Origin of the sequence: Pseudoalteromonas sp. TB64 (genome assembly GCF_000498095.1) — a bacterium.
Classification (GTDB): Bacteria; Pseudomonadota; Gammaproteobacteria; order Enterobacterales; family Alteromonadaceae; genus Pseudoalteromonas.
The window spans coordinates 1-22,496 of sequence record NZ_AUTQ01000228.1; the positions used below are offsets into that span (position 1 = coordinate 1).

Sequence of the window (22,496 nt, forward strand, 5' to 3'; positions counted from 1 at the left end):
GGCTGCGTCAATACCATCTCTGAATGGAAAAAATGCGTCAGATGCCATAACTGAACCTATAACTTCAAGGTTTTCGTCGGCTGCTTTAATACCTGCAATTTTGGCCGAATATACGCGGCTCATTTGACCCGCGCCTACACCAATGGTCATACCGTCACGGGCATAAACAATCGCGTTGGACTTAACAAATTTAGCTACTTTCCAGCAAAACAGTAAATCTTTAAGTTCTTGCTCTGAAGGCTTACGCTTAGAAACAACTTTTAAGTCGCCTTGCGTTACCATGCCAAGGTCACGGTCTTGAACTAAAATACCGCCATTAACGCGCTTAATATCTTGTCCAGCAGCTTTACCTGTCCACTGTCCACATTCTAATAAGCGTACGTTCTTTTTAGCTTCAACAATTTTTGCAGCATCGCTCGAAATGCTAGGGGCGATAATTACTTCAACAAACTGACGGTCAACAATTGCTTGTGCAGTTGCGGCATCTAGCTCTCGGTTAAAGGCAATAATGCCACCAAATGCTGATGTAGGGTCTGTTTTAAAAGCGCGCTCGTATGCCTCAAGAATATTGCCCCCAATTGAAACACCACACGGATTTGCGTGCTTTACAATTACGCAGGCTGGTACGTCAAACTCTTTAACACACTCAAGCGCCGCATCTGTATCTGCAATATTATTAAATGACAGTGCTTTACCTTGCAGTTGAGTTGCTGTGGCAACTGATGCTTCAGCAATGTCACTCTCAACATAAAAAGCAGCATCTTGATGTGAGTTTTCACCGTAACGCATATCTTGCTTTTTAGTGAATTGCATATTAATAGTGCGCGGGAATTTAGTCTCGACAGCAGCTTCCTCAGTGTAATCAGGAACCATTTTACCGAAGTAGTTAGCAATCATGCCATCGTATTGGGCTGTGTGCTCGTAAGCAGCAATCGCTAAGTCAAAACGTGTTTTGTACGTTGTTGAGCCATTGTTGTTTTGCATTTCACTAATAACACGGTCGTAGTCGCTCGCGTTTACCACGATTGTTACATCTTTATGGTTTTTAGCGGCTGCNCACGAACCATTGTTGGTCCGCCAATATCAATGTTTTCGATAGCATCTTCAAGGCTGCAGTTTTCTTGAGCGACAGTATTCGCAAAGGGGTATAAGTTAACTACAACTATGTCGATAGCAGAAATGTTGTTATCTGCCATTACGTTTTCATCTTGTCCGCGACGGGCTAATATACCGCCGTGAATTTTTGGATGAAGTGTTTTTACACGACCATCCATGATTTCAGGGTGACCTGTGTGATCTGATACTTCAGTCACTTTTATGTTGTTTTCAGCAAGAAGTTTACATGTGCCGCCAGTTGATAAAATATCAACACCTTGCGCTTCTAATGCGCGGGCAAATTCAACAATACCGGTTTTATCAGACACACTTAATAGTGCGCGACGAATGGGACGATGAGTATCCATTGTAGTTTGATTTCCTCAGTTAATGAGCTAGCTTAGAAGCGGGCATTTTAACTGATTACTACTCAAAAAACGACTTATAAAGGTTCAATAAGCGTGAGCATTTTGCAATTAGATTAATAAACTGTAGGCATAAAAAAAGCACCCTAAGGTGCTTTTTTAATAATTAGCTGCGATAAATCACAGCCAGCATATTAGTTCATGCCGTATTTTTTAAGCTTTTTACGTAAAGTACCACGGTTGATACCTAGTAAAATAGCTGCACGTGTTTGGTTGCCACGTGTGTATGTCATTACTTCTTCAAGTAATGGTGCTTCTAGCTCAGAAAGAACAAGGTCGTAAACGTCTTGCACATCTTGACCGTTAAGCTGTTTTAAATAGTGGTGAACAGCTTTCTTTACTGCATCACGCAATGGCTGCGGTTTCTCGTGTGACTGAACATGAGGGTTAGTGATAAATGGAGAAGTCACGTTTTGTTCGAACATCATTTAGTCTCTTTCTTTCTTAATTAGCTGCTAGTGTTTTAAAGTATTGCTCTAATGCGTCGACCTGTGCCTGTGGATTGTCGAGCGCATTAAATACTCGCCGAAACTGACCATCACTGTCATGCGTTTGCAAATACCAAGATACATGTTTACGAGCAATTCGCGCTCCCATTGGTTCACCGTAGAACATATGAAGATTAGTTAAATGCTCCATTAAAATACTACGCACCTCACAAATGGCAGGTGGTTGTAAATGCTCTCCAGTTCGCAAATAGTGGTCTATCTCCCTAAATATCCAAGGGCGACCTTGGGCGGCTCGACCAATCATAATGGCATCTGCACCCGTATAGTCTAATACCTGCTTTGCTTTTTCTGGTGATGTAATATCACCATTGGCAACAACAGGAATCGACACTGAACGTTTTATATCCCTAATCGTGTCATATTCTGCTTCACCTTTGTACATACATGAGCGTGTACGCCCATGTACAGCAAGTGATGCAATGCCATAACGTTCAGCTATTCTCGCAATCTCTACACCATTACGGTTGTCCGGATCCCATCCTGTACGGATTTTAAGTGTCACAGGTATATCAACAGCATTAACTACTGCATCAATAATCTCTTCCACAAGTTCAGGAAACTGTAATAAGGCAGAGCCTGCGAGTTTCTTGTTCACTTTTTTTGCTGGGCACCCCATATTGATATCTATGATCTGTGCACCGTTAGCAACATTGAATTGTGCGGCCTGCGCCATAAGCTCAGGATCTGCTCCTGCAATTTGCACCGCGCGTATACCCGACTCACCGCTGTGATCCATACGGTTCATCGACTTTTCGGTTTTCCAAACCTTTGGATTCGACGATAGCATTTCAGACACAGCTAGCCCCGCACCTAAGCGGCGACAAAGTTGTCTAAATGGTCTGTCTGTAATGCCAGCCATTGGCGCGACAATTACATTATTCTCAAGTTGGTATTTACCGATACGCACTATATTCAATAGGCCTCTTTTCAAGGGGCGCTAAGTTTACGGTTTTTTTAGCAAAAATCAAAGGCTATAAATTGAACAAAAGTAACTTTTTTTTGCCCTTTTCGTATTGACATTTGATAACCACATGAGGAATCACTTAATTTGTTTGAAAATTAAGCAGTTTTTGTTTTTATAATAAAATTAGTTTATTTTTTATTATGTAAAAAAATAGTAAAGCCTGTTAAATACAGGCTTTACATAAGAGTTTTGAGTTAATACTCTAAGTTTATACTGAGGAGGAATTACGCTTTTTTGGTACCACTTACACGTGTCCAATCTCCTTCCACAGCAATATCATCTAGTGCAATAAATGGGGCGTAAACATCAGCAACTGATTGCGCTTGCTCTTCTAAAATTCCAGACATGGCAATTTTGCCACCTGGTTTAAGTAAACCTAAAATAACATTGTGTAATTCGCGAAGCGGTTGCGCTAAAATATTAGCCACTACAATATCAGCGCTAAACTCAGGTTGATTTTCAGGAAGGTATACTTCGAGCTTATCAGCAACGCCATTTCGGTTAGCGTTATCTAGGCTTGCTTCAAGTGCTTGTGGGTCAATATCTATCCCAATCATGCGCTCTGCACCGAGCTTAATAGCAGCAATCCCTAAAATGCCCGAGCCACAACCAAAATCAACAACAGTTTTACCTGTTAAATCTTGGCTTTCTAACCACCTAAGGCACAGTGCTGTAGTTGCATGTGTACCCGTACCAAAAGCAAGGCCTGGGTCAAGCATTACATTAACTGCTGTAGGGTCAGGGATGTCACGCCAGCTTGGACAAATCCATAGTTTTTCACCAAATTGAATAGGGTGGAAGTTATCCATCCATTCGCGTTCCCAATCTTTGTCTTCTAATTGCTCAATTTTATACACTAATTCGTTTGTAAGTGACTCGTCAGCTTGTATTAGCGCAACGACGCTATCCATATCATGATTTGCATCAAATAAGCCTATAACAGTCGTATCAGCCCAAAACTGCACAGTGCCTATTTTAGGTTCGTAAATGGGAGTATCTTTGCCATCGATAAAGGTAACCGAAGCGCTGCCAGCTTCAACGAGTAAATCACTAATTAAATCGGCATTTTCAGCATTAGCATTAATACGAATTTGGATCCAAGCCATTATTATTTCCTTCAAATAGAAAAAAGGCCGCTATAGCGGCCTTTTTAGTTTATATAGTAGCGCTAAATTATTTAGCGTCTAAAAAGCTCTTCAGTAAATCAGAGCGAGAAGGGTGGCGTAATTTACGCAGCGCTTTCGCTTCAATTTGACGAATACGTTCACGTGTTACGTCAAACTGTTTACCTACTTCTTCTAAGGTGTGGTCGGTATTCATATCAATACCAAAACGCATACGCAGTACTTTTGCTTCACGTGCTGTTAAGCCGGCAAGTACATCGTTGGTTGCGCCACGAAGAGATTCCATTGTTGCCGAGTCGATTGGCGAATCAATAGTAGTATCTTCGATAAAGTCACCTAAGTGCGAGTCTTCATCATCACCGATTGGTGTTTCCATTGAAATTGGCTCTTTAGCAATCTTAAGTACCTTACGGATTTTATCCTCAGGCATCATCATGCGTTCAGCTAATTCTTCTGGATTTGGCTCACGACCCATTTCTTGTAACATTTGACGAGAGATACGGTTAAGTTTATTAATCGTTTCAATCATATGTACCGGAATACGGATAGTTCTTGCTTGGTCAGCAATAGAGCGAGTGATTGCTTGGCGTATCCACCACGTAGCATAAGTAGAAAACTTATAACCACGGCGATATTCAAACTTATCAACCGCTTTCATCAGACCAATGTTACCTTCTTGAATTAAATCCAAGAATTGTAAGCCACGGTTTGTGTATTTCTTCGCAATTGAGATTACAAGACGTAAGTTAGCTTCAACCATCTCTTTTTTCGCACGGCGCGCTTTCGCTTCACCAATGCTCATTCGACGGTTAATGTCTTTAATACGCTCAATGCTTAAACCTGTTGTTTGCTCAATGACAGATAATTTATTAATGCTGCGAATAATCTCTGGCTTAACTTCTTCAAGTTTAGCTGAGTATTTTTCGTTACCTGAAATTTCTAAATCAACCCACGAAGCGTCTGTTTCGTTGTTAGCAAAATGCTTAACGAATGTTTTCTTCGGTAGTTTAGCAATTTGCACAGCTTGCTTCATGATAAGGCGTTCTTGAATACGAACACGGTCCATCATTTCACGCATGTTATTAACCATGCGATCAAACTGTTTAGGTATTAATTTAAACGTTCTGAAAAGCTCACCAATTTCAAAAATGGCGGCTTGAGATTCAGGATGCGAACGACCTTTAGCTTCAAATGTATCACGTGCTTTATTATATAAATCACGTAAATTTTCGAAATGAATACGAGCTTCTTCAGGATCTGGTCCTGTGTCAATTTCTTCTTCATCTTCATCGTCGCTATCAGCATCGTCTTTATCGTCTTTATCATCATCAAGCTGTTTAGCACTTAATTCTGAACCAATATTAGTTGCTGAAATTGGCGCTGTATCTTCGTTAGGATCGATAAAACCAACGATAATGTCGCTTAAACGCATTTCTTCAGCTTCAAACTTGTCCCACTGTTCAAGTAGGTAAGTGATAGCTTCAGGATACTCGGCAACAGAAATCTGTACTTGGTTAATACCTTCTTCGATACGCTTAGCGATAACAATCTCGCCTTCACGGGTCAGAAGTTCAACAGTACCCATTTCACGCATATACATGCGTACCGGGTCCGTTGTACGGCCGATTTCTTTTTCTACAGTCGCAAGGGCTGCAGCGGCAGNGCTTCAGCTGCGTCTTCGTCTGTCGTTGTTTCTTGCATCATTAATTCATCAGCATCAGGCGCGTTTTCGCTAACCTTAATACCCATGTCATTAATCATGCTTATGATATCTTCTACTTGATCTGAGTCTATAATGTCTTGTGGAAGGTGATCATTTACTTCTGCAAAAGTTAAGTAGCCTTGCTCTTTACCTTTCTGAATCAGAAGTTTTAATTGTGACTGAGGAGTTGGATCCATAGAGATTGTTTCTTCCACTCTGATAAGTTGATACAACAGGCGCCATCATGTAGCTTGCATTAAAGCTAACTAGTATAATGTGACGCAGTGAATAGCGTAGTATAACAGCACAAATCAAATTTGACTAGCTGTTAGTCGCTTTTAACGCTGTCATTAACAAATGACATTCAAGTCTTTCATCGCTATTTAGACCTTGTGTCTTGTCTCTTATTAATAAGGTCTCTAGTCGATAATTTAAACACTGATCTTCAATAAATTTGAAAGTATTTTTAAAAACAGTCTCTAAATGGTCTTCATTTATCTGATGTTGCCACGTCGCAAGCTTAATTAATGGCTCGTAATCTTCCGTTCCTCTGAAAAATTCAAGTAGTTGCGCAGTAGTAACGTCGTCTTTTTCTAACGCTTGTTCTTGTAAGCGTAATAATAATCCAATACCGGCAATATTCATTTGCGCTAAATCAGGTAAATAAGGAATGCTTTTAGCCATTTTTGGGTGTTGAATTAAAATACCAATAGCTTGACGCATAGGTGTTATTTTAAATTTACGCTCAATTGAATGTTGTTGCTTAGGTGTTTTTAAACGATTATTAAGTTGCTCACGTGTTCGACCAATTAACCTACCAAGTTGTTCAAGAATATTTTCTTGATAAAATTCACTTGGTATTTTTTCTATTAACGGTAATGCAGCACTAAGTAGTTTAGCTTTACCAGAATCAAGGGTTAAATCAATTTCTTGGCTGAGTTTTTTAAAGAGTACTTTGGTAAAATCATCGGCTTCACTTAAGCGTTGTTCAAATTGTTCTCTACCTTCTTTTTGTACTAAAGAATCTGGGTCTTCGCCATCAGGTAAAAAGACAAAATTTAACGCCTTACCATCACTTAAGTAAGGTAATGCATTTTCGAGGGCTCTCCATGCTGCATCTTTGCCTGCACGGTCACCATCGTAACAACAAATAACTTTATCTGTTGTTCTAAAAAGTGTGTGCATATGCTCGCTAGTTGTTGCTGTACCAAGTGCGGCTACGGCATATTCAATACCTTGCTCAGCAAGCGCTACAACATCCATATAACCTTCAACAATAAGTACATGATCAAGTTTTTTATGAGCTTGTTTAGCCTCATACAAACCATATAATTCAAAGCCTTTATGAAAAATACGGGTTTCTGGTGAGTTAAGGTACTTAGGACCTTGATCGGCTTGCATTACACGACCACCAAAAGCAACCACACGTCCGCGTTTATCTCGGATAGGGAACATTAAACGGTCGCGGAAAAAATCAAATTGTCTGCCAGGTGTTTTTTCTGAGGCAAGTTTTAGCTCAACCAATTGCTCTTTTTGCTCTTTGTTACGACCAAGTTGTAGGCATAAACCATCCCATTCACTTGGAGCATAACCAATCATGAATTTTTTAACTATTTCACCACTTAAACCACGACCTTTTACGTATTCAATAACGGCGGCAGAATTACTATGGTGTTTTAATTGGTGTTGATAAAAGCGCGCAGTATGAAGCATTAAATCGTAGTCAGAACGTTTTTGCGCTGCAGTACGTTCAGGTCCAGAGCTTGTACCTTGTTCGCGAGGAACATCTAAATTAAGTATGCTCGCAAGCTCTTCAATAGCATCAACAAATTCAAGTTTTTCGTATTCCATTATAAATGAAATAGCGTTGCCATTAGCACCACAACCAAAACAGTGATAAAACTGCTTATCTTGAGATACAGTAAATGAAGGCGATTTTTCGTTATGAAAAGGGCAGCAAGCTTGATAATCCTTACCTGCTTTTTTTAGACCTACTTTTGAGTCTATTAGGTCGACAATATCGGTTCTGGCAAGTAAGTCGTCTATAAAATTACGTGGGATCTTTCCAGCCATTAGTAAAATAAAGTCCTGAGATGATGAGATGAATAACGAAAGCGAAATTTACTTTTCATACAAACTTAGCGCAAAAAAAAGTGTGTTTTAACTTACCAAAATGACAGCTAAATAAATAGGGTAGGTATAAATAATTTCGTTTTTAACTTCGGATATAAATGTACTTTAAATAAATTTTAAACGAAGAAACCGAGCGCTAGGCTCGGTTTGCTTCAATCATACTTTAATGTATGTGGGTGTATTAGGCTGTTAATCGTTGCTTAATTAAACCAGAGATTTTGCCCATATCGGCGCGACCTTCAGCTTTGCTTTTGATTATACCCATTACTTTACCCATGTCTTGCATACCTGCTGCGTTAGTATCAGCAATAGCCGCATCAATGAGAGCAATGATTTCTTCTTCACTCAATGCTTGAGGTAAGAAAGTTTCAAGTGCTGTAATCTCACTAGCTTCAATATCAGCTAAATCATCACGCCCAGCATCTTTGTACTGAGTGTAAGAGTCACGACGTTGTTTAACAAGCTTCACTATAACGGAGGTAATACCTGCGTCGTCTAGTTCTATGCGCTCGTCAATTTCACGTTGCTTGATTGCAGCAAGTACCATGCGAATAGGGTTAAGACGTAATTTGTCTTTGGCTCTCATCGCATCTTTTTGCGCATCTTTTAGCGTTATTAAAAGGCTCATTTATACAAGACCTAATATATTAGTATAATTTAACGCGACGTGCGTTATCACGAGAAAGTTTTTTCATGTGACGTTTAACTGCAGCAGCTTTTTTACGTTTACGTTCAGCTGTTGGTTTTTCATAGTGCTCGCGACGACGAACTTCTGAAAGGATTCCTGCTTTTTCACATGAACGCTTGAAGCGACGAAGTGCTACGTCAAACGGTTCGTTCTCTCTTACTTTAATTACTGGCATTAAAAATTCACCTACCTAAATTATGAGCGTTGCTCAAGTTGATCAAACATTGATCAAGTGGTTCAAAAATGGTGCGGTATTGTAATCCGAAGCAACACCACATGTAAAGGACAATATTAACAGAAACGCATCATCTAAAATAGTATTAATTTGTTTGACGCTTATACAGTCTGCAAAATACTTGACCTGCTTTTTTTTCTTTAATTAACAACCAGTTGCTTGGTGGGGTGAAAGTGTTTAATTCAGATTCAACTTCGACATAAATTAACGCTTGGGCGTTAAGCCATTGGTTGTTTTCTAGTAAATCACAACTTATTTGTGCCAAATCTTTACGAAAAGGAGGATCAACAAAAACAAGATTAAATGGTTCGTTTAAGTTTTTTTGTTCTAAAAAAGACAATGTATTGATGTGCTTTACTTGTGCATTTTGTAGTTTTAGGGTGCTAATGTTTTGCTCAAGTTGTTTAGCTGCACAATGGTCTAGTTCAACAAATAGTGCGCTTTTAGCAAAGCGAGAAAGCGCTTCAAATCCTAAACCACCAGAACCTGCAAAGCAGTCGAGTACATTTGTATCTCGAGTATCTTGCATTAGCCAGTTAAATACCGTTTCTTTTATGCGATCGGTCGTAGGTCGCAAACCTTGTACGTCTTTGACTGGGAGCTTACGGCCACGAAATTGGCCGCTGATTACTCTAATAAAGCCATCGCTGGATTTACTAATTGCTTTATTTTGCGCTGTTTTTTTTCTCATTTAGCTCACTAAAAAATGGTATCTGAGATTTAGCTCAGATAATATTGTACATAGATTATGTATAGCTTCATTTTTCATCCGCATTAAAAGTGTTACTATTTAGCATTCACGTTTTGAACGGTTGTTTGGCCGGCAACTATATTGCTAGGCATTGCCAAGCTATTTTCAAATTTTAGTTTATCAGATTTTTATAAGTGGTTATTAGCAAGTATGGCAAAAAAAAATAAATTCCTGTCTTGGTTCGGTTTTGGTAAGTCAGATGAAAAACAAGCAGAACAAGTAAATGAGGCTGAAAACCAACAAGCGTTAGCTGAGCAACAAGAAGCTGAACGTTTAGAGCAAGAGTGCATTGAAGCTAAGCAAGCACAAGCTATGCGCCTCGAAGAAGAACGCATTGCGGCTGAAAAAGCTGAGGTTGAACGTTTAGAACAAGTAAAACTTGCTGATGAAAAACGCGAAGCAGAGCAAGCTGAGAAGTTAGCGATTGAGAAAGCAAATGCAGAGTTATTAGCAAAAGAGCAAGCTGATGCTCAAGCGCAGCAAACACGTTTAGCAGAACAAGAGGCGCAAATGCGTCTTGAGCAAGAACGTATAGCCGCTGAAAAAGCTGAAGCTAACCGTTTAGAACAAGTAAGATTTGCTGATGAAAAACGCGAAGCAGAGCAAGCTGAGAAGTTAGCGATTGAGAAAGCTAATGCAGAGTTATTAGCAAAAGAACAAGCTGATGCTCAAGTGCAGCAATTAGAACAGCAAACACGTTTGGCAGAACAAGAAGCGCAAATGCGTCTTGAGCAAGAACGTATTGCGGCTGAAAAAGCTGAAGCTAACCGTTTAGAACAAGTAAGATTTGCTGATGAAAAACGCGAAGCAGAGCAGGCTGAAAAGTTAGCGATTGAGAAAGCAAATGCAGAGTTATTAGCAAAAGAGCAAGCTGATGCTCAAGCGCAGCAATTAGAACAGCAAACACGTTTAGCAGAACAAGAGGCGCAAATGCGTCTTGAGCAAGAACGTATTGCGGCTGAAAAAGCAGAAGCTGCCCGTATAGAACAAGAAGGTATTGCGGCTGAGAAAACAGAAGCTACACGTTTAGAGCAAGAACGTATTGCGGCAGAGCAAGCAGAAGCTGCACGTTTAGAACAAGAACGTATTGCGGCAGAGCAAGCAGAAGCTGCACGTTTAGAGCAAGAACGTATTGCAGCAGAGCAAGCAGAAACTGCACGTTTAGAACAAGTACGTATTGAGGCAGAGCAAGCAGAAACTGTACGTTTAGAACAAGTACGTATTGAGGCAGAGCAAGCAGAAGCTGCACGTTTAGAACAAGAACGCATTGCGGCTGATAAAGCAGAAGCTGCACGTTTAGAACAAGAACGCATTGCGGCAGAGCAAGCAGAAGCTGAACGTTTAGAGCAAGAACGTATTGCAGCAGAGCAAGCAGAAGCTGAACGTTTAGAACAAGAGCGTATCGAAGCAGAAAAATTAGCTAACGATGAATCTAAAAAGGTGGAGAAACCTAAAAAAGAAGGTTTTTTCTCTCGTCTTAAAAAGGGCTTATTAAAAACACGTATTAATATAGGCTCAGGTTTTGCTTCTGTATTTAGTGGTAAAAAGATTGATGACGATTTATTTGAAGAGCTTGAAACTCAGTTATTAACCGCTGATTTAGGCGTTGATACAACCATGAAGTTGATTGACAGATTAACTGATGGAGCTAACCGCAAGCAGTTAAAAGATGGCGATGCACTTTACGAGCTTATGAAGCAAGAAATGGCAACTATGCTTAAAACTGCAGAGCAACCTTTGGTAATACCTGCTGATAAAAAGCCATTCGTTATATTAATGGTTGGTGTAAATGGAGTTGGTAAAACAACGACCATTGGTAAGCTTGCAAAGCAATTTCAAAGTGAAGGTAAATCTGTGATGCTTGCTGCTGGCGATACATTTAGAGCCGCAGCCGTTGAGCAATTGCAAGTATGGGGTGAGCGCAATAGTATTCCTGTTATTGCACAGCACACTGGTGCTGATAGTGCGTCTGTTATTTTTGATGCATTTCAAGCTGCTAAAGCGCGCAAGGTTGATGTGTTAATCGCCGATACAGCTGGTCGCTTGCAAAATAAAGACAATTTGATGCAAGAGCTTGAAAAAATAGCACGAGTAATGAAAAAAATTGACCCAGATGCACCTCACGAAGTTATGTTAACGATCGATGCAGGCACGGGGCAAAATGCAATTAGCCAAGTAAACTTGTTTAACCAATGTGTTGGTTTAACGGGAATTACGCTTTCAAAACTTGATGGAACTGCAAAAGGTGGTGTTATTTTTGCGGTAGCTGATAAGTTTAATATTCCAATTCGTTACATTGGTGTTGGTGAAAGTATTGATGATTTACGCGCCTTTAAAAGCGACGACTTTATTGATGCATTATTTAGCCAAGATGAGGACGACGTTTAATTTACCAAAAGGGAGCTTGCTCCCTTTTTAATTGCGAGGAATACCAATTTTATTAATGTGTTAATGGAGTTGGCATAATAAAAAATGATAAATTTTCAGCAAGTAAGTAAAACCTACCCAGGAGGGCATCGTGCTCTTGAAAAAGTTAATTTTCATATTAAACCTGGAGAACTAGCATTTTTAACCGGTCACAGTGGCGCAGGTAAAAGTACGCTATTAAAGCTAATTAGCTTAATGGAACGCCCATCTGCGGGAAGTGTTTTTATCAACGGTGTTGATTTAAATAAGGTTAACTCGCGTCAAATTCCTTATGCTCGTCGTGACATAGGTATTATTTTTCAAAATCATCGCTTATTAGAGCGCTACACTGTATTTGATAATGTTGCCTTACCTTTGATCATTGAAGGTACTCACCATAATCAAATCGCAAAGCGTGTACATGGAGCGCTCGATAAAGTGGGTTTAATTGATAAGATTAAATGTCATCCATCTATGCTTTCAGGGGGGGAGCAGCAACGCGTAGGTATTGCTCGCGCTATTGTAAACTCACCGCCAATTTTATTAGCTGATGAGCCAACGGGTAATCTTGATCCTGAACTTTCAATGGAAATCTTACGATTATTTGAAGACTTTAATAAGCACGGTACAACAGTATTGATTGCCACCCATGATTTAGGTTTAGTTGCACGAATGAAGTATAGAAGCCTAACGTTAAAAGATGGTCGAATGCTCCAAGATCCGCTAGCTGAGGGGGCTTTATGAGTTTACTTTTTAAAGGTCGAACAAATAAAAACCAAAAGCAAAAAAAATCTGTATTAGCGGGCGGCTACTTTTTTATTATTAATATTTTTCGCCAAGGTGTACATAGTTTAGGTGAAATGTGGCGTACGCCATTAGCTTCGTTAATGACAATTGCTGTGTTGGGCTTAAGTTTAACGTTACCGGCGACGCTTTATTTGGTCGTTAAAAACGTTCAGCAAGTAAGTAGTGGGTTTGAAGAAGCGAGCGAAATTTCGTTGTTCGTTAAAGAAAGTATGAGCGAGCAAGAAACGCAAACGCTGGTAAAACGTTTAGCGCTATACCCAGAGGTGGAAGGCGTTGCATTTATTTCAAAGCAAGAAGCATTAACAGAATTTAAAGATGTATCGGGTTTTGGACAAGCACTAGAGTATTTAGATAGCAACCCGCTTCCAGATGTTGTGTTGGTAACACCAACCAAGCGTCATCGTCAACCTAACGCAGCTAAAGCGCTTTTAACTAAATTAGAAGGTGAACGTGAGGTAGACTTTGGTAAGCTCGATATAGCTTGGTTAGAGCGCTTAAATGCATTGCTTAGTTTATTAAAAGAAAGTGTAATTACTATAACGTTACTATTACTTACTTCCGTCACGCTAATTATTGGTAATACTATTCGTTTATCAATTATGGATAAAAAAGAAGAGATCCAAGTGATGAAATTAGTTGGTGCAACTAATACATTTATTCATGCGCCATTTTTATGGACGGGTATTTGGTATGGCGTTATAGGTGGTTTATTTGCTTTTATTTGCATAGCTTTAATGATGTGGTGGTTGTCGAGCGCTGTTAGCAGTGTAGCAGGGGTTTACCAAACCAGCTTTTCGCTAATTGGTTTAACATTAAAAGAGTTCGGTTTTTTAGTTTTACTTGCTACAAGTTTAGGCTTTGTAGGCTCGTATTTATCTGTAAATCGGTATATTAAAGAAATAGAACCCGATAAAGTATAAGTGAACCAACCCAACTTGATACGCGTATATTATCGACTTGGGTTGTACCTCGCATTATTAAAACTGTCATATTTATGTACTATCCTCCCGTAAAGTAATGAGTTGTAAATAAGGTGATACGCTGAGGTTAACCTCCTGCAATCCCTTAATTCATCACTTATTCAGTCGCTTATAGTAGACTAAATACATACTAAAAAACTCCTTGATTTATACTTCAAAAAAGTTTTAAATTGGGGTTAGCACTCTTAGAGAAAGAGTGCTAAGATAGTTTCAAATGTTTATCACCGAGGTGAAAAATGAGTAAAGATTTATACGCAATGGCACTTACAGTCGGACAACAAAGCGCAAGCATGGACGGTTACCTTCAAGCGGTAAGCACTATCCCTATGCTTAAAGTTGAACAAGAGCAAGAACTTGCTAAAAGGCTTCAAGACGAAGGCGATCTTAGTGCTGCCAAGCAACTCATTATGTCGCATTTACGCTTTGTAGCACATATTGCTAAAAGCTACTCGGGATACGGTTTACCACAAGCAGACTTAATCCAAGAAGGCAATATAGGCCTGATGAAAGCGGTTAAACGTTTCGACCCAACAGTGGGTGTTCGTTTAGTATCGTTTGCAGTGCATTGGATTAAAGCAGAGATTCATGAGTTTGTGCTTAAAAACTGGCGCATAGTTAAAGTTGCGACAACTAAAGCACAACGTAAATTGTTTTTTAATCTTCGTAAAAATAAAAAACGTTTAGGTTGGTTTAACCAATCAGAGGTTAGCACTGTAGCTAGCGAGCTAGGTGTAAGTGAAAAAGAAGTTCGTGAAATGGAGTCGCGTATGAGCGGCCAAGACATGGGCTTTGACTTAACTGGTGACGATGATGATAATGCGCCAACAAGCACGTACTCACCAGTACAGTATTTAACAGATGGTGCAGCCGATTTAGCTGACGACGTTGAGCAACAACAATGGAAAGAGCAAGCACATACTCGTTTGTTTAGTGCACTTAAAACACTAGACGAACGTTCGCAAGATATTGTTAGTGCTCGTTGGTTGTCTGATGACAAGGCAACACTTCAAGAGCTTGCGCAAAAGTACAGTGTATCTGCTGAACGTGTTCGCCAATTAGAAAAAACAGCGATGAAAAAGCTACAAAGCGCTATGAGCTAATACAGCTCTAAGCGAAAAATTTAAAAATCCCTGCATGAAAATGCGGGGCTTTTTGCTTTTAAGCCTTATAAAAACAAAAAATAGCAGATGCTAAGTAGTAATAAATATCATAAGTTTAAATGCCAATATTTAAGTATTCAATTAACACCGCTTTAAGTGCTTTTTGTTTTGAGTTAAGCGTTATGACTTATCTAGCATTTCCCGCCTTTCCCTCAGATTGTGCTAACTGAATATACTTTCGCTCAACCAATTGCGACACTGGTACTAATTCAAAACCTTGTTCTGTTAGTTTAGGCAATGCATGGCGTAGAAATTCAATAGTTTCAGGGTAGGGATGGGCAATCGCAATGGCAAAACTGTGATCGGTGGCTTGTTTTTTTAGCTCGTTAAGTCTTAACTGTAATTGCTCTGTTGTAGTTATATTATCTAAAAAAACCTGGCGACTAATATTGGCAACACCTAAAAAATTAGCAGCATTTTGAGCTTGGCTCAAACCTGTTGTTCTACTATCTAAAAAATATAAATGGCGCTTTTTCAATACTTCCATTGTCCATTTCATTGCTTGGCTTTGCTGTGTAAGTGCAGAGCCCATATGGTTATTAACTCCCTTTACTTGAGGCAAACTAGCGAGAGCTGTACCAAGTGTTTGTTGAAGCTGTTTTTTATTCATATTTAATGTGAGCCCACCCGGACCTAGCTCTTTGCCATTTAATGCCTGCATAGGTATGTGCAATAATAATTCTTTATTTGATTGACTGGCGAGTGTTGCAAAAATTTGTGAATAAGGGGTATGAGGCAAAATTGAATACGTCAATTGCCCAGGTAAGGAGAGAAACTCTAAATCTCGTTGGTGATAGCCTATATCATCAATCACTATCGCTATTTGTTTAGCTTTAACAGCAGTAGATGCAAAGCAAACAACGAATAAAAACGACATTATTATTCTTATATTTATGTTTTTCACCGGTATAGTTTTCACGTTTATAATTATTATTATCTTTTTTAGTGTCAGTACATAGCTCTAAATAAAGCTTGTTTATTGCATACTGAGTAATTGTTTTGCTTTAACTAATTGTAGATCGGCTAAATTATCAAAGTGTAATTGCTGAGTACCATTAGCTTGTTCATTTTTTATTATAACGGCTTTATTGCTTTGTGAAAGAGTTGTTTGATTAATCGCCACGTCGGGCGTTATACCTATGCCATCTATTGATGCTCCCGATGGTGTAAAGTACTTAGCGGTAGTGAGTTTTATTGCTGTATTCCCGTCAGCTAATGGAATGAGTGTTTGTACTGACCCTTTGCCAAACGATTGGCTTCCTACAATTTTAGCGCGTTTATTATCTTTTAAAGCCGCAGCTAAAATTTCGGCGGCAGAGGCTGAATTTTCGTTGATAAGCACCACGATTGGCGCTCCTTTTAAAATATCTCCACGCTTAGCGTAAAAAGCTTGATTAGCGTCATAAAAGCGTCCTTTGGTTGTAACAATAGTGCCGCTTTGTAAGAACAAATCAGATACTGCTACTGCACTTTGCAATGTCCCTCCTGGATTATCGCGCAAGTCAATAACAAGCCCTTTAAGTGAGTGACCATAGTTACTTTGCATTGCAGCAACCTGCATAGCCACTTCATGTAATGTGTGATTAGAAAAAGCATTAATTGCCAAATAACCGGTACCGGAGTCTAAAAGTTGGCTTGTAGCGCTTTCTAGGTTTATTTCAGTTCGAGTCACATTAAAAGAAATATTATTTTTATTTCGTTGCACAGTTAGGTTTATACTTGCAAATTCACTATCTCTTATTAAAGCTGCTACTTGATCAATTGTAAGACTTTCAATAGTTTGCTTGTTTACACTTATAATAATATCGTTAGGTAAAACGCCTGCATTTTTAGCGGGTGAGTTATTAACAACATCTACGATAGTCATTTTTCCTTCAATATTTTTAACTTCAATTCCTAAACCGGTATAGCGTCCATTCGTATTATCAAATAACGCGGTGAGTTCTTGCTCATTTAAATACTTAGAGTAGGGATCGAGTTTTGCGTATAAAAGCTCAAATTGTTGGTTGTCATATTCTATATTCTCACTGTTTTTGAGTGCCAAATCTTCTACATAATAAGCTTGAATATTAAATAAAATCTCATTGATTTTTTTGTTTTTTAATTCTTTTACTGAACTTGCAAATACGTTGTTCGACAGTACCAAGAGGGTTATTAAGATAAGCAAACACAGGTTTAGTGCTAAGCCTGTGTTTGTATTTTTTAAAGTGTGTGGGGTAGTGGTTTTATTATTCATTAGCTGCTCCAGTGCGGCGCAGCGGTTAATTTAATTAAATTCGTCTGCACCATTTTACAGGATTTACTGCACGTCCCTTATGGCGTATTTCAAAGTATAGACCAGAACTGGCTTGTCCGCCGCTTTGCCCAACTAAAGCAAGAGTTTCGCCTTCACGTACCATATCGCCCACATCTTTTAGAAGTGTTTGAGCATGACCGTATAGACTCATAAAACCTTCACCATGATCTACAACTATTACCCAACCATAACCTTTTAACCAATCAGCAAATACAACTTGTCCATTTTGCACACTGTTAATATTTGCACCTTCTTTTGCGCCGATTAATACGCCTTTCCAATCAATGCCACCATGTTTGCGCTGACCAAACGTATGCTCTAATTTACCTTTACTTGGCCAGTTTAGTTTGCCTTTACTTTTATTTAGCCCGAGTAATTCTATTTTTTGTGTTTTTTCTTTTTCGAGTTCTTCGATGGTGGTAATTAAGGTTTGTTGGTTTTCTTTTAAATAGTTAATCGAACTTTTGGTGCCGTTAATCTGTGCTTTTAAGTTTTTAAAATTAGTTTGTCGGTCTTTTTGCGCACTAACTAACGCTGTTTGTCGTCTTTTTTGTTCATCATGTAAGGCAACTAACTTTTGCTCTGTTTTAGCAAGTTCAATTTGGTTTTGTACTATTTGCTGCTGAAGTTCTTTTAATTCTTCAATTTGTTCTATTCGCGCTTTATTTAAATAATTGTAGTAGCTAAGTGTTCGTTCAAATTTAGCCGTGTCTTCTTGGTTCAGCATCATTTTAGAGTAGTCATCGCCACCAGCCATATACGCGCTTTTTATTTGCGCGGCTAAAATGCGTTGAAATTCATTATGCTTTTCATCAAGTTGTTCAGCTTTTTGCTGCTGCTGTTTTTGTTGTTGTTGGGTTTCTTTAACTGATTGCTCTGCCATGTTTAAAGCTTTGGCGTTTTTAGCTATATCGAGTTCGTGACTTTTGAGGCTTTTTTGTAATTTAGCTATTTTTTTACGTTGTGCATCATATTCTGCTCGGCTTTGCTCAAGTGCATTTTGAACTTCTGATAAGTCTTTTTTAGTACGATCTTCGTTAGCGACTGCAGGAGCAGCCGCTAATGAAGTGAGTATTAATCCGCACTTAATTAACCGGTTAATACGTCTATTCATGTGTTATTTCAACGTCATGATAGGTTTGCCTGTCATTTCACTTGGTTGTTCCATACCCATTAAGTGAAGCATAGTTGGTGCAACATCACTTAATGCTTTACCTGTTGATGCTGTTGCATCGCGACCTACATAAATAAACGGAACTGGTTCGCTAGTATGTGCAGTGTGCGCTTGACCTGTTTTAAGGTTTGCCATTTGCTCTGCGTTACCATGATCGGCTGTTATTAATGCCTCACCACCAAATTCTGTAAGCGCATCAACAACTCGACCAATGCAACTATCTACAGCTTCACATGCTTTAACTGCTGCTTCAAATACACCAGAATGACCAACCATATCGCCATTAGGATAGTTACAAATAATGGCGTCGTATTTACCGCTTTTAATTGCTGCTATTAGCTTATCGGTTAGCATTTCTGAGTTCATTTCAGGTTGTAAGTCATACGTTGCTACTTGAGGTGAAGGAATTAGCTCGCGCGTTTCGCCTTTAAACTCATCTTCTCGTCCACCACTAAAGAAAAACGTAACATGTGCGTACTTTTCGGTTTCTGAAATACGTAACTGTGTTTTGCCATGTTTTTCAAACCACTCGCCAAGTACATTAACTAAAGGCGTAGACCCAAATGCTACTGGTGCATCAATATCGGCAGCATATTCTGTCATCATTACAAATGCGCTCAGCTTAGGCGTACTTTTTTTAGTAAATCCATCAAAGCTTGGTTCAACAAAAGCACGTGTGATTTCTCGGGCTCTGTCGGCTCTAAAGTTAGCAAATATAAGTGTATCGCCATCATTTATAGCGGCTGATTTAGCGCCTTTAGGTGCAATAGTTGTTGCGGCTACAAACTCGTCGTTTTCGTCGCGCTCATAAGCTGCTTCAAGAGCTGTTACGCCATTGTCATAATTAAAGTCGCCTTCGGCTAATGCAATTACGTTGTAGGCTTTTTCTACGCGGTTCCAACGATTATCTCTGTCCATTGCATAATAACGACCAACTAATGAGGCTAATCGACCACATTTGAGTTTTGCAAATAACGCTTCAATGCGCTCAATTGACTCTTTAGCGCTGCGAGGAGGTGTATCGCGACCGTCTAAAAAGCCATGAAAGTACACTTCTTTTGCACCACGTTTTGCAGCAAGTTCAATGCTTGCCACAATATGATCTTCGTGACTGTGCACACCGCCTGGGCTCAGTAGTCCCATAATATGTACAGCTTTACCTGCTTTAACGGCTTTATCTATATTTTCTACAAGTGCAGGTGTTGAATCAAATTCGCCATCGTTAATTGCTTTAGTAATGCGAGTAAAATCTTGATAAACAACACGTCCTGCGCCTAAATTTACATGGCCAACTTCTGAGTTGCCCATTTGACCATCAGGAAGACCAACATCAAAACCTGAGGCTGAAATTAATGTATGAGGGCGTGTAGCCCATAAATCGTCTAATACCGGCGTGTTTGCTGCAAGAATTGCGTTACTTTGCTCATCTTCGCGGTATCCCCAACCGTCTAAAATCATTAATACCAGTGGTTTTTTATGTTCTGTCATAGTAGCTCCTGAATAATTGGCACCTGTCTCGCTTTAGCATACCGTGTTTTGTAGCTAGGATCAGCAATCAAAACAGCATATTAAAATTTTTCATTGTGCGATATAAAGTAAAGTCGTTAATGCACGCTGTATAACTTATATATGGGGCGTTTTATGTACTTTTAAACAGTCCCTAAACTCGCATTTTAAGTTGGTTTGGGTATACTTGCGTGGTTCAAGTCTAAAATATCTAAAACATAGCGTTTTAGGATGTAATTTATAGTGGAAGTCGAATGGATCAATATATTGAATTTATCACCAATCATCCAATTTTAAGCCTTGCTTGGGTTGGTATTGTATTTCTTATCGTTAGTGGCTGGATAAAAAGTAAGCTTTCAGCCGTTCGCCAAATAAACCCTCAGCAACTTACGTTACTTATTAACCGCGATGATGGTCAGGTAATAGATATACGTGCACAAAAAGAGTTTAAAGTTGGGCATATTTCGGGTGCAGAACACTTAGTTCCAGAAAAAGCTAAACAATCTGACTTTTCAAGCCTTGAAAAGTACAAGACTAAACCCATTATAATAGTATGTACTACAGGTATGACTGCCCAAGGTACTGCAGCTGCTATGAGTAAAGCCGGTTTTGAACGTGTTTACTTGTTAGCCGGTGGCATGGGTGCATGGCAATCTGCCAGCTTACCAACTACAACAGGTCGCTAATCATTTTTAGCTAGACCGATAGAGGATTTATTATGAGTAATGTTGTTTTATACACCAAAGCGTATTGTCCATTTTGTCAGCGCGCACTTTCGCTTTTAAATAGCAAAGGCGTAGAATATACAAATATAGATATTGGTGTTCAGCCTGAGCTACGCGATGAAATGATTGCTAAAGCAGGCGGCGCAAGCACAGTACCGCAAATTTTTATTAATGATGAACATATCGGTGGCTGCGACGACATGATGGCTATTGAAACACAAGGTAAACTTGACGCTAAGCTAAGCGCTTAATTTAATTATAATAACGAACAAGTTAGGAATAACAATGAACGAAGAAAACCAAAACGTAGCAGCCCAAGAAAGCGGCGCACAATTTACTATTCAACGTATTTACACTAAAGATGTGTCGTTTGAAACGCCAAATTCACCGGCTATTTTTCAAAAAGAATGGACACCAGAAGTTAAGTTAGACTTAGACACTCGCTCTAACAAGTTAGACGAAGGTGTATTTGAAGTTGTTTTAGCACTAACTGTTACTGCTTCTCTTGGTGAAGAAACTGCGTTTTTATGTGAAATTCAACAAGCGGGTATTTTTACTATTGCTGATGTTGAAGAAGCACAACTAGCGCATATGCTCGGTGCATTTTGTCCTAACGTGTTATTCCCATATGCACGTGAAGCAGTATCAAACCTAGTTAACCGTGGTACTTTCCCACAGCTTAACCTTGCGCCAGTAAATTTTGACGCATTGTTTGCACAGTACATGCAACAACGTACTGCGCCAGCTGACCAGGTTACAGCAGACGCGTAATTTATGAGTACAGCAACGACAGCTGTTACTGTATTAGGGGCGGGGTCTTATGGCACCGCCCTTGCTATTTGTTTAGCCCGAAATGGTCATAATGTGACTCTTTGGGGTAGAAATAGCGACGACGTTGCCACGCTTGCAGCTGAGCGGAAAAATCAACGTTACTTACCTGATGCTCCATTCCCAGATACTCTATCTTTAGAAGCCGATTTACAACGTGCTATTGCCAGTAGTCCTATTGTTCTTGTTGTTGTGCCAAGCCATGCCTTTGGCGATACGCTTAAGCAAATAAAACCAGCGTTACAAAAGGGTGCAAAGTTAGCATGGGCAACTAAAGGGCTTGAACCAAATACTGGTCGTTTACTGCAAGAAGTTGCTTTGCAAGAACTTGGCGGTGACATTCCATTAGCGGTACTTTCGGGTCCAACCTTTGCAAAAGAAATGGCGATGGGTTCACCTACGGCTATTTCGGTATCTTCTACTTCTACTGAGTTTGCTCAGCAGTTAGCTGATTTACTTCATTGTGGACGTTCATTTCGTGTGTATAACAATGATGATTTTATTGGCATACAACTTGGTGGCGCCGTTAAAAATGTAATTGCAATTGGCGCAGGTATTTCGGATGGTGTAGGTTTTGGCGCAAATGCACGTACAGCACTTATTACACGTGGGCTTGCTGAACTTACACGATTAGGTTGTGCACTGGGCGCAAAACCAGAAACCTTTATGGGAATGGCAGGGCTGGGGGACTTAATACTCACTTGCACTGATAATCAGTCTCGTAATCGTCGATTTGGTTTAGCGTTAGGTAAAGGTGAAAGCGTAGATGCTGCCATTGAGTCAATTGGTCAAGTAGTTGAAGGCTTTAGGAACACCAAAGAAGTATATTTATTAGCGCAACGTACCGGTGTAGAAATGCCGATCACTGAGCAAATTTATAAAGTGCTTTATGAAAATAAAGATATGAAAGAAGCTGCAATGGCGCTATTGGGCCGAGAGCAACGTTCTGAATAAATTTATAAGTATTTATAAAACTAAAAAACCGACA

At 39.4% G+C, this 22,496-nt stretch carries 19 protein-coding genes and 2 pseudogenes; 8 read left to right on the forward strand and 13 right to left on the reverse strand.

Annotated features, from left to right (window positions below; translation table 11 throughout):
* From purH to rsmD, 9 genes and pseudogenes are all read right to left on the reverse strand, one after another.
* Positions 1–1,463: pseudogene (gene purH / locus L647_RS01000000124610) on the reverse strand (bifunctional phosphoribosylaminoimidazolecarboxamide formyltransferase/IMP cyclohydrolase); the annotation flags it as partial.
* Between the two features lie 191 nt (positions 1,464–1,654).
* Positions 1,655–1,945 carry a DNA-binding transcriptional regulator Fis gene (gene fis, locus L647_RS0119035; protein WP_002957804.1) on the reverse strand — a complete coding sequence of 97 codons (291 nt, stop codon included), beginning with the start codon at positions 1,943–1,945 and terminating at the stop codon, positions 1,655–1,657.
* 19 nt (positions 1,946–1,964) lie between these two features.
* On the reverse strand, positions 1,965–2,936 hold the full coding sequence (gene dusB, locus L647_RS0119040) for a tRNA dihydrouridine synthase DusB (RefSeq protein ID WP_024612444.1): 972 nt from the start codon (positions 2,934–2,936) through the stop codon (positions 1,965–1,967).
* 281 nt (positions 2,937–3,217) lie between these two features.
* On the reverse strand, positions 3,218–4,099 hold the full coding sequence (gene prmA / locus L647_RS0119045) for a 50S ribosomal protein L11 methyltransferase (RefSeq protein WP_024612445.1): 882 nt from the start codon (positions 4,097–4,099) through the stop codon (positions 3,218–3,220).
* Positions 4,100–4,166: 67 nt separating this feature from the next.
* Positions 4,167–6,016, reverse strand: a pseudogene (gene rpoD / locus L647_RS01000000124615) (RNA polymerase sigma factor RpoD).
* A gap of 124 nt (positions 6,017–6,140) precedes the next feature.
* Complete coding sequence (gene dnaG, locus L647_RS0119055) at positions 6,141–7,892, reverse strand: DNA primase (protein WP_024612446.1); 1,752 nt, start codon at positions 7,890–7,892, stop codon at positions 6,141–6,143.
* A 241-nt stretch (positions 7,893–8,133) separates the two neighbouring features.
* Positions 8,134–8,580 (reverse strand): GatB/YqeY domain-containing protein, encoded by a 447-nt coding sequence (locus L647_RS0119060; RefSeq protein WP_008171091.1) that lies wholly within the window; start codon positions 8,578–8,580, stop codon positions 8,134–8,136.
* Between the two features lie 19 nt (positions 8,581–8,599).
* The gene (gene rpsU / locus L647_RS0119065) at positions 8,600–8,815 is read right to left on the reverse strand and encodes a 30S ribosomal protein S21 (protein ID WP_002957797.1); all 216 of its coding nucleotides are present in this window, start codon (positions 8,813–8,815) and stop codon (positions 8,600–8,602) included.
* 145 nt (positions 8,816–8,960) lie between these two features.
* The gene (rsmD, locus tag L647_RS0119070; RefSeq protein ID WP_024612447.1) at positions 8,961–9,566 is read right to left on the reverse strand and encodes a 16S rRNA (guanine(966)-N(2))-methyltransferase RsmD; all 606 of its coding nucleotides are present in this window, start codon (positions 9,564–9,566) and stop codon (positions 8,961–8,963) included.
* A gap of 210 nt (positions 9,567–9,776) precedes the next feature.
* On the opposite strand from rsmD, the gene ftsY reads away from it, so the two are divergent.
* The 4 genes from ftsY to rpoH all read left to right on the forward strand — a co-directional run bounded on the left by ftsY (position 9,777) and on the right by rpoH (position 14,919).
* Positions 9,777–12,014, forward strand: coding sequence for a signal recognition particle-docking protein FtsY (gene ftsY / locus L647_RS1000000125450; protein ID WP_076917066.1), 2,238 nt, complete (start codon positions 9,777–9,779; stop codon positions 12,012–12,014).
* An 84-nt stretch (positions 12,015–12,098) separates the two neighbouring features.
* Complete coding sequence (ftsE, locus tag L647_RS0119080) at positions 12,099–12,776, forward strand: cell division ATP-binding protein FtsE (protein WP_024612449.1); 678 nt, start codon at positions 12,099–12,101, stop codon at positions 12,774–12,776.
* Entirely contained in the window at positions 12,773–13,759 is a 987-nt protein-coding gene (gene ftsX, locus L647_RS0119085; RefSeq protein ID WP_024612450.1) for a permease-like cell division protein FtsX, read from the forward strand. The genes ftsE and ftsX overlap by 4 nt, the downstream gene beginning before the upstream one ends.
* Positions 13,760–14,055: 296 nt before the next feature.
* Complete coding sequence (gene rpoH, locus L647_RS0119090; protein WP_008173051.1) at positions 14,056–14,919, forward strand: RNA polymerase sigma factor RpoH; 864 nt, start codon at positions 14,056–14,058, stop codon at positions 14,917–14,919.
* A 187-nt stretch (positions 14,920–15,106) separates the two neighbouring features.
* Here rpoH and L647_RS0119095 read toward each other — a convergent pair whose 3' ends face one another.
* The 4 genes from L647_RS0119095 to gpmM form a co-directional block, all read right to left on the reverse strand.
* A complete protein-coding gene (locus L647_RS0119095) occupies positions 15,107–15,856 on the reverse strand; it encodes a divergent polysaccharide deacetylase family protein (protein WP_024612451.1) in 750 nt (249 codons plus the stop codon).
* A 99-nt stretch (positions 15,857–15,955) separates the two neighbouring features.
* Entirely contained in the window at positions 15,956–17,215 is a 1,260-nt protein-coding gene (locus tag L647_RS0119100; protein ID WP_024612452.1) for a S41 family peptidase, read from the reverse strand.
* Between the two features lie 34 nt (positions 17,216–17,249).
* Positions 17,250–18,389, reverse strand: a complete 1,140-nt coding sequence (locus L647_RS0119105; protein WP_024612453.1) for a peptidoglycan DD-metalloendopeptidase family protein — start codon at positions 18,387–18,389, stop codon at positions 17,250–17,252.
* Positions 18,390–18,392: 3 nt separating this feature from the next.
* On the reverse strand, positions 18,393–19,937 hold the full coding sequence (gene gpmM, locus L647_RS0119110; RefSeq protein ID WP_024612454.1) for a 2,3-bisphosphoglycerate-independent phosphoglycerate mutase: 1,545 nt from the start codon (positions 19,935–19,937) through the stop codon (positions 18,393–18,395).
* A 272-nt stretch (positions 19,938–20,209) separates the two neighbouring features.
* Between gpmM and L647_RS0119115 the strand changes: the two genes are divergently transcribed.
* From L647_RS0119115 to gpsA, 4 genes are read left to right on the forward strand one after another with little or no spacing between them, the layout of a single operon-like run.
* The gene (locus tag L647_RS0119115; protein WP_024612455.1) at positions 20,210–20,641 is read left to right on the forward strand and encodes a rhodanese-like domain-containing protein; all 432 of its coding nucleotides are present in this window, start codon (positions 20,210–20,212) and stop codon (positions 20,639–20,641) included.
* Between the two features lie 32 nt (positions 20,642–20,673).
* Positions 20,674–20,931 carry a glutaredoxin 3 gene (grxC, locus tag L647_RS0119120; RefSeq protein WP_024612456.1) on the forward strand — a complete coding sequence of 86 codons (258 nt, stop codon included), beginning with the start codon at positions 20,674–20,676 and terminating at the stop codon, positions 20,929–20,931.
* Positions 20,932–20,965: 34 nt separating this feature from the next.
* Positions 20,966–21,451, forward strand: a complete 486-nt coding sequence (secB, locus tag L647_RS0119125) for a protein-export chaperone SecB (RefSeq protein ID WP_024612457.1) — start codon at positions 20,966–20,968, stop codon at positions 21,449–21,451.
* A gap of 3 nt (positions 21,452–21,454) precedes the next feature.
* Positions 21,455–22,462, forward strand: a complete 1,008-nt coding sequence (gene gpsA, locus L647_RS0119130) for an NAD(P)H-dependent glycerol-3-phosphate dehydrogenase (protein WP_024612458.1) — start codon at positions 21,455–21,457, stop codon at positions 22,460–22,462.
* The last annotated feature ends 34 nt before the right edge of the window (positions 22,463–22,496 follow it).

Excerpts from the sequence above, each read along its gene's own strand:
- fis (WP_002957804.1), bottom strand. The coding sequence starts at position 1,945 with ATGTTCGAACAAAACGTGACTTCTCCATTTATCACTAACCCTCATGTT.
- prmA (WP_024612445.1), bottom strand. The coding sequence starts at position 4,099 with ATGGCTTGGATCCAAATTCGTATTAATGCTAATGCTGAAAATGCCGAT.
- dnaG (WP_024612446.1), bottom strand. The coding sequence starts at position 7,892 with ATGGCTGGAAAGATCCCACGTAATTTTATAGACGACTTACTTGCCAGA.
- L647_RS0119060 (WP_008171091.1), bottom strand. The coding sequence starts at position 8,580 with ATGAGCCTTTTAATAACGCTAAAAGATGCGCAAAAAGATGCGATGAGA.
- rpsU (WP_002957797.1), bottom strand. The coding sequence starts at position 8,815 with ATGCCAGTAATTAAAGTAAGAGAGAACGAACCGTTTGACGTAGCACTT.
- rsmD (WP_024612447.1), bottom strand. The coding sequence starts at position 9,566 with ATGAGAAAAAAAACAGCGCAAAATAAAGCAATTAGTAAATCCAGCGAT.
- ftsY (WP_076917066.1), top strand. The coding sequence starts at position 9,777 with ATGGCAAAAAAAAATAAATTCCTGTCTTGGTTCGGTTTTGGTAAGTCA.
- ftsE (WP_024612449.1), top strand. The coding sequence starts at position 12,099 with ATGATAAATTTTCAGCAAGTAAGTAAAACCTACCCAGGAGGGCATCGT.
- ftsX (WP_024612450.1), top strand. The coding sequence starts at position 12,773 with ATGAGTTTACTTTTTAAAGGTCGAACAAATAAAAACCAAAAGCAAAAA.
- rpoH (WP_008173051.1), top strand. The coding sequence starts at position 14,056 with ATGAGTAAAGATTTATACGCAATGGCACTTACAGTCGGACAACAAAGC.
- L647_RS0119095 (WP_024612451.1), bottom strand. The coding sequence starts at position 15,856 with ATGTCGTTTTTATTCGTTGTTTGCTTTGCATCTACTGCTGTTAAAGCT.
- L647_RS0119100 (WP_024612452.1), bottom strand. The coding sequence starts at position 17,215 with ATGAATAATAAAACCACTACCCCACACACTTTAAAAAATACAAACACA.
- L647_RS0119105 (WP_024612453.1), bottom strand. The coding sequence starts at position 18,389 with ATGAATAGACGTATTAACCGGTTAATTAAGTGCGGATTAATACTCACT.
- gpmM (WP_024612454.1), bottom strand. The coding sequence starts at position 19,937 with ATGACAGAACATAAAAAACCACTGGTATTAATGATTTTAGACGGTTGG.
- L647_RS0119115 (WP_024612455.1), top strand. The coding sequence starts at position 20,210 with ATGGATCAATATATTGAATTTATCACCAATCATCCAATTTTAAGCCTT.
- grxC (WP_024612456.1), top strand. The coding sequence starts at position 20,674 with ATGAGTAATGTTGTTTTATACACCAAAGCGTATTGTCCATTTTGTCAG.
- secB (WP_024612457.1), top strand. The coding sequence starts at position 20,966 with ATGAACGAAGAAAACCAAAACGTAGCAGCCCAAGAAAGCGGCGCACAA.
- gpsA (WP_024612458.1), top strand. The coding sequence starts at position 21,455 with ATGAGTACAGCAACGACAGCTGTTACTGTATTAGGGGCGGGGTCTTAT.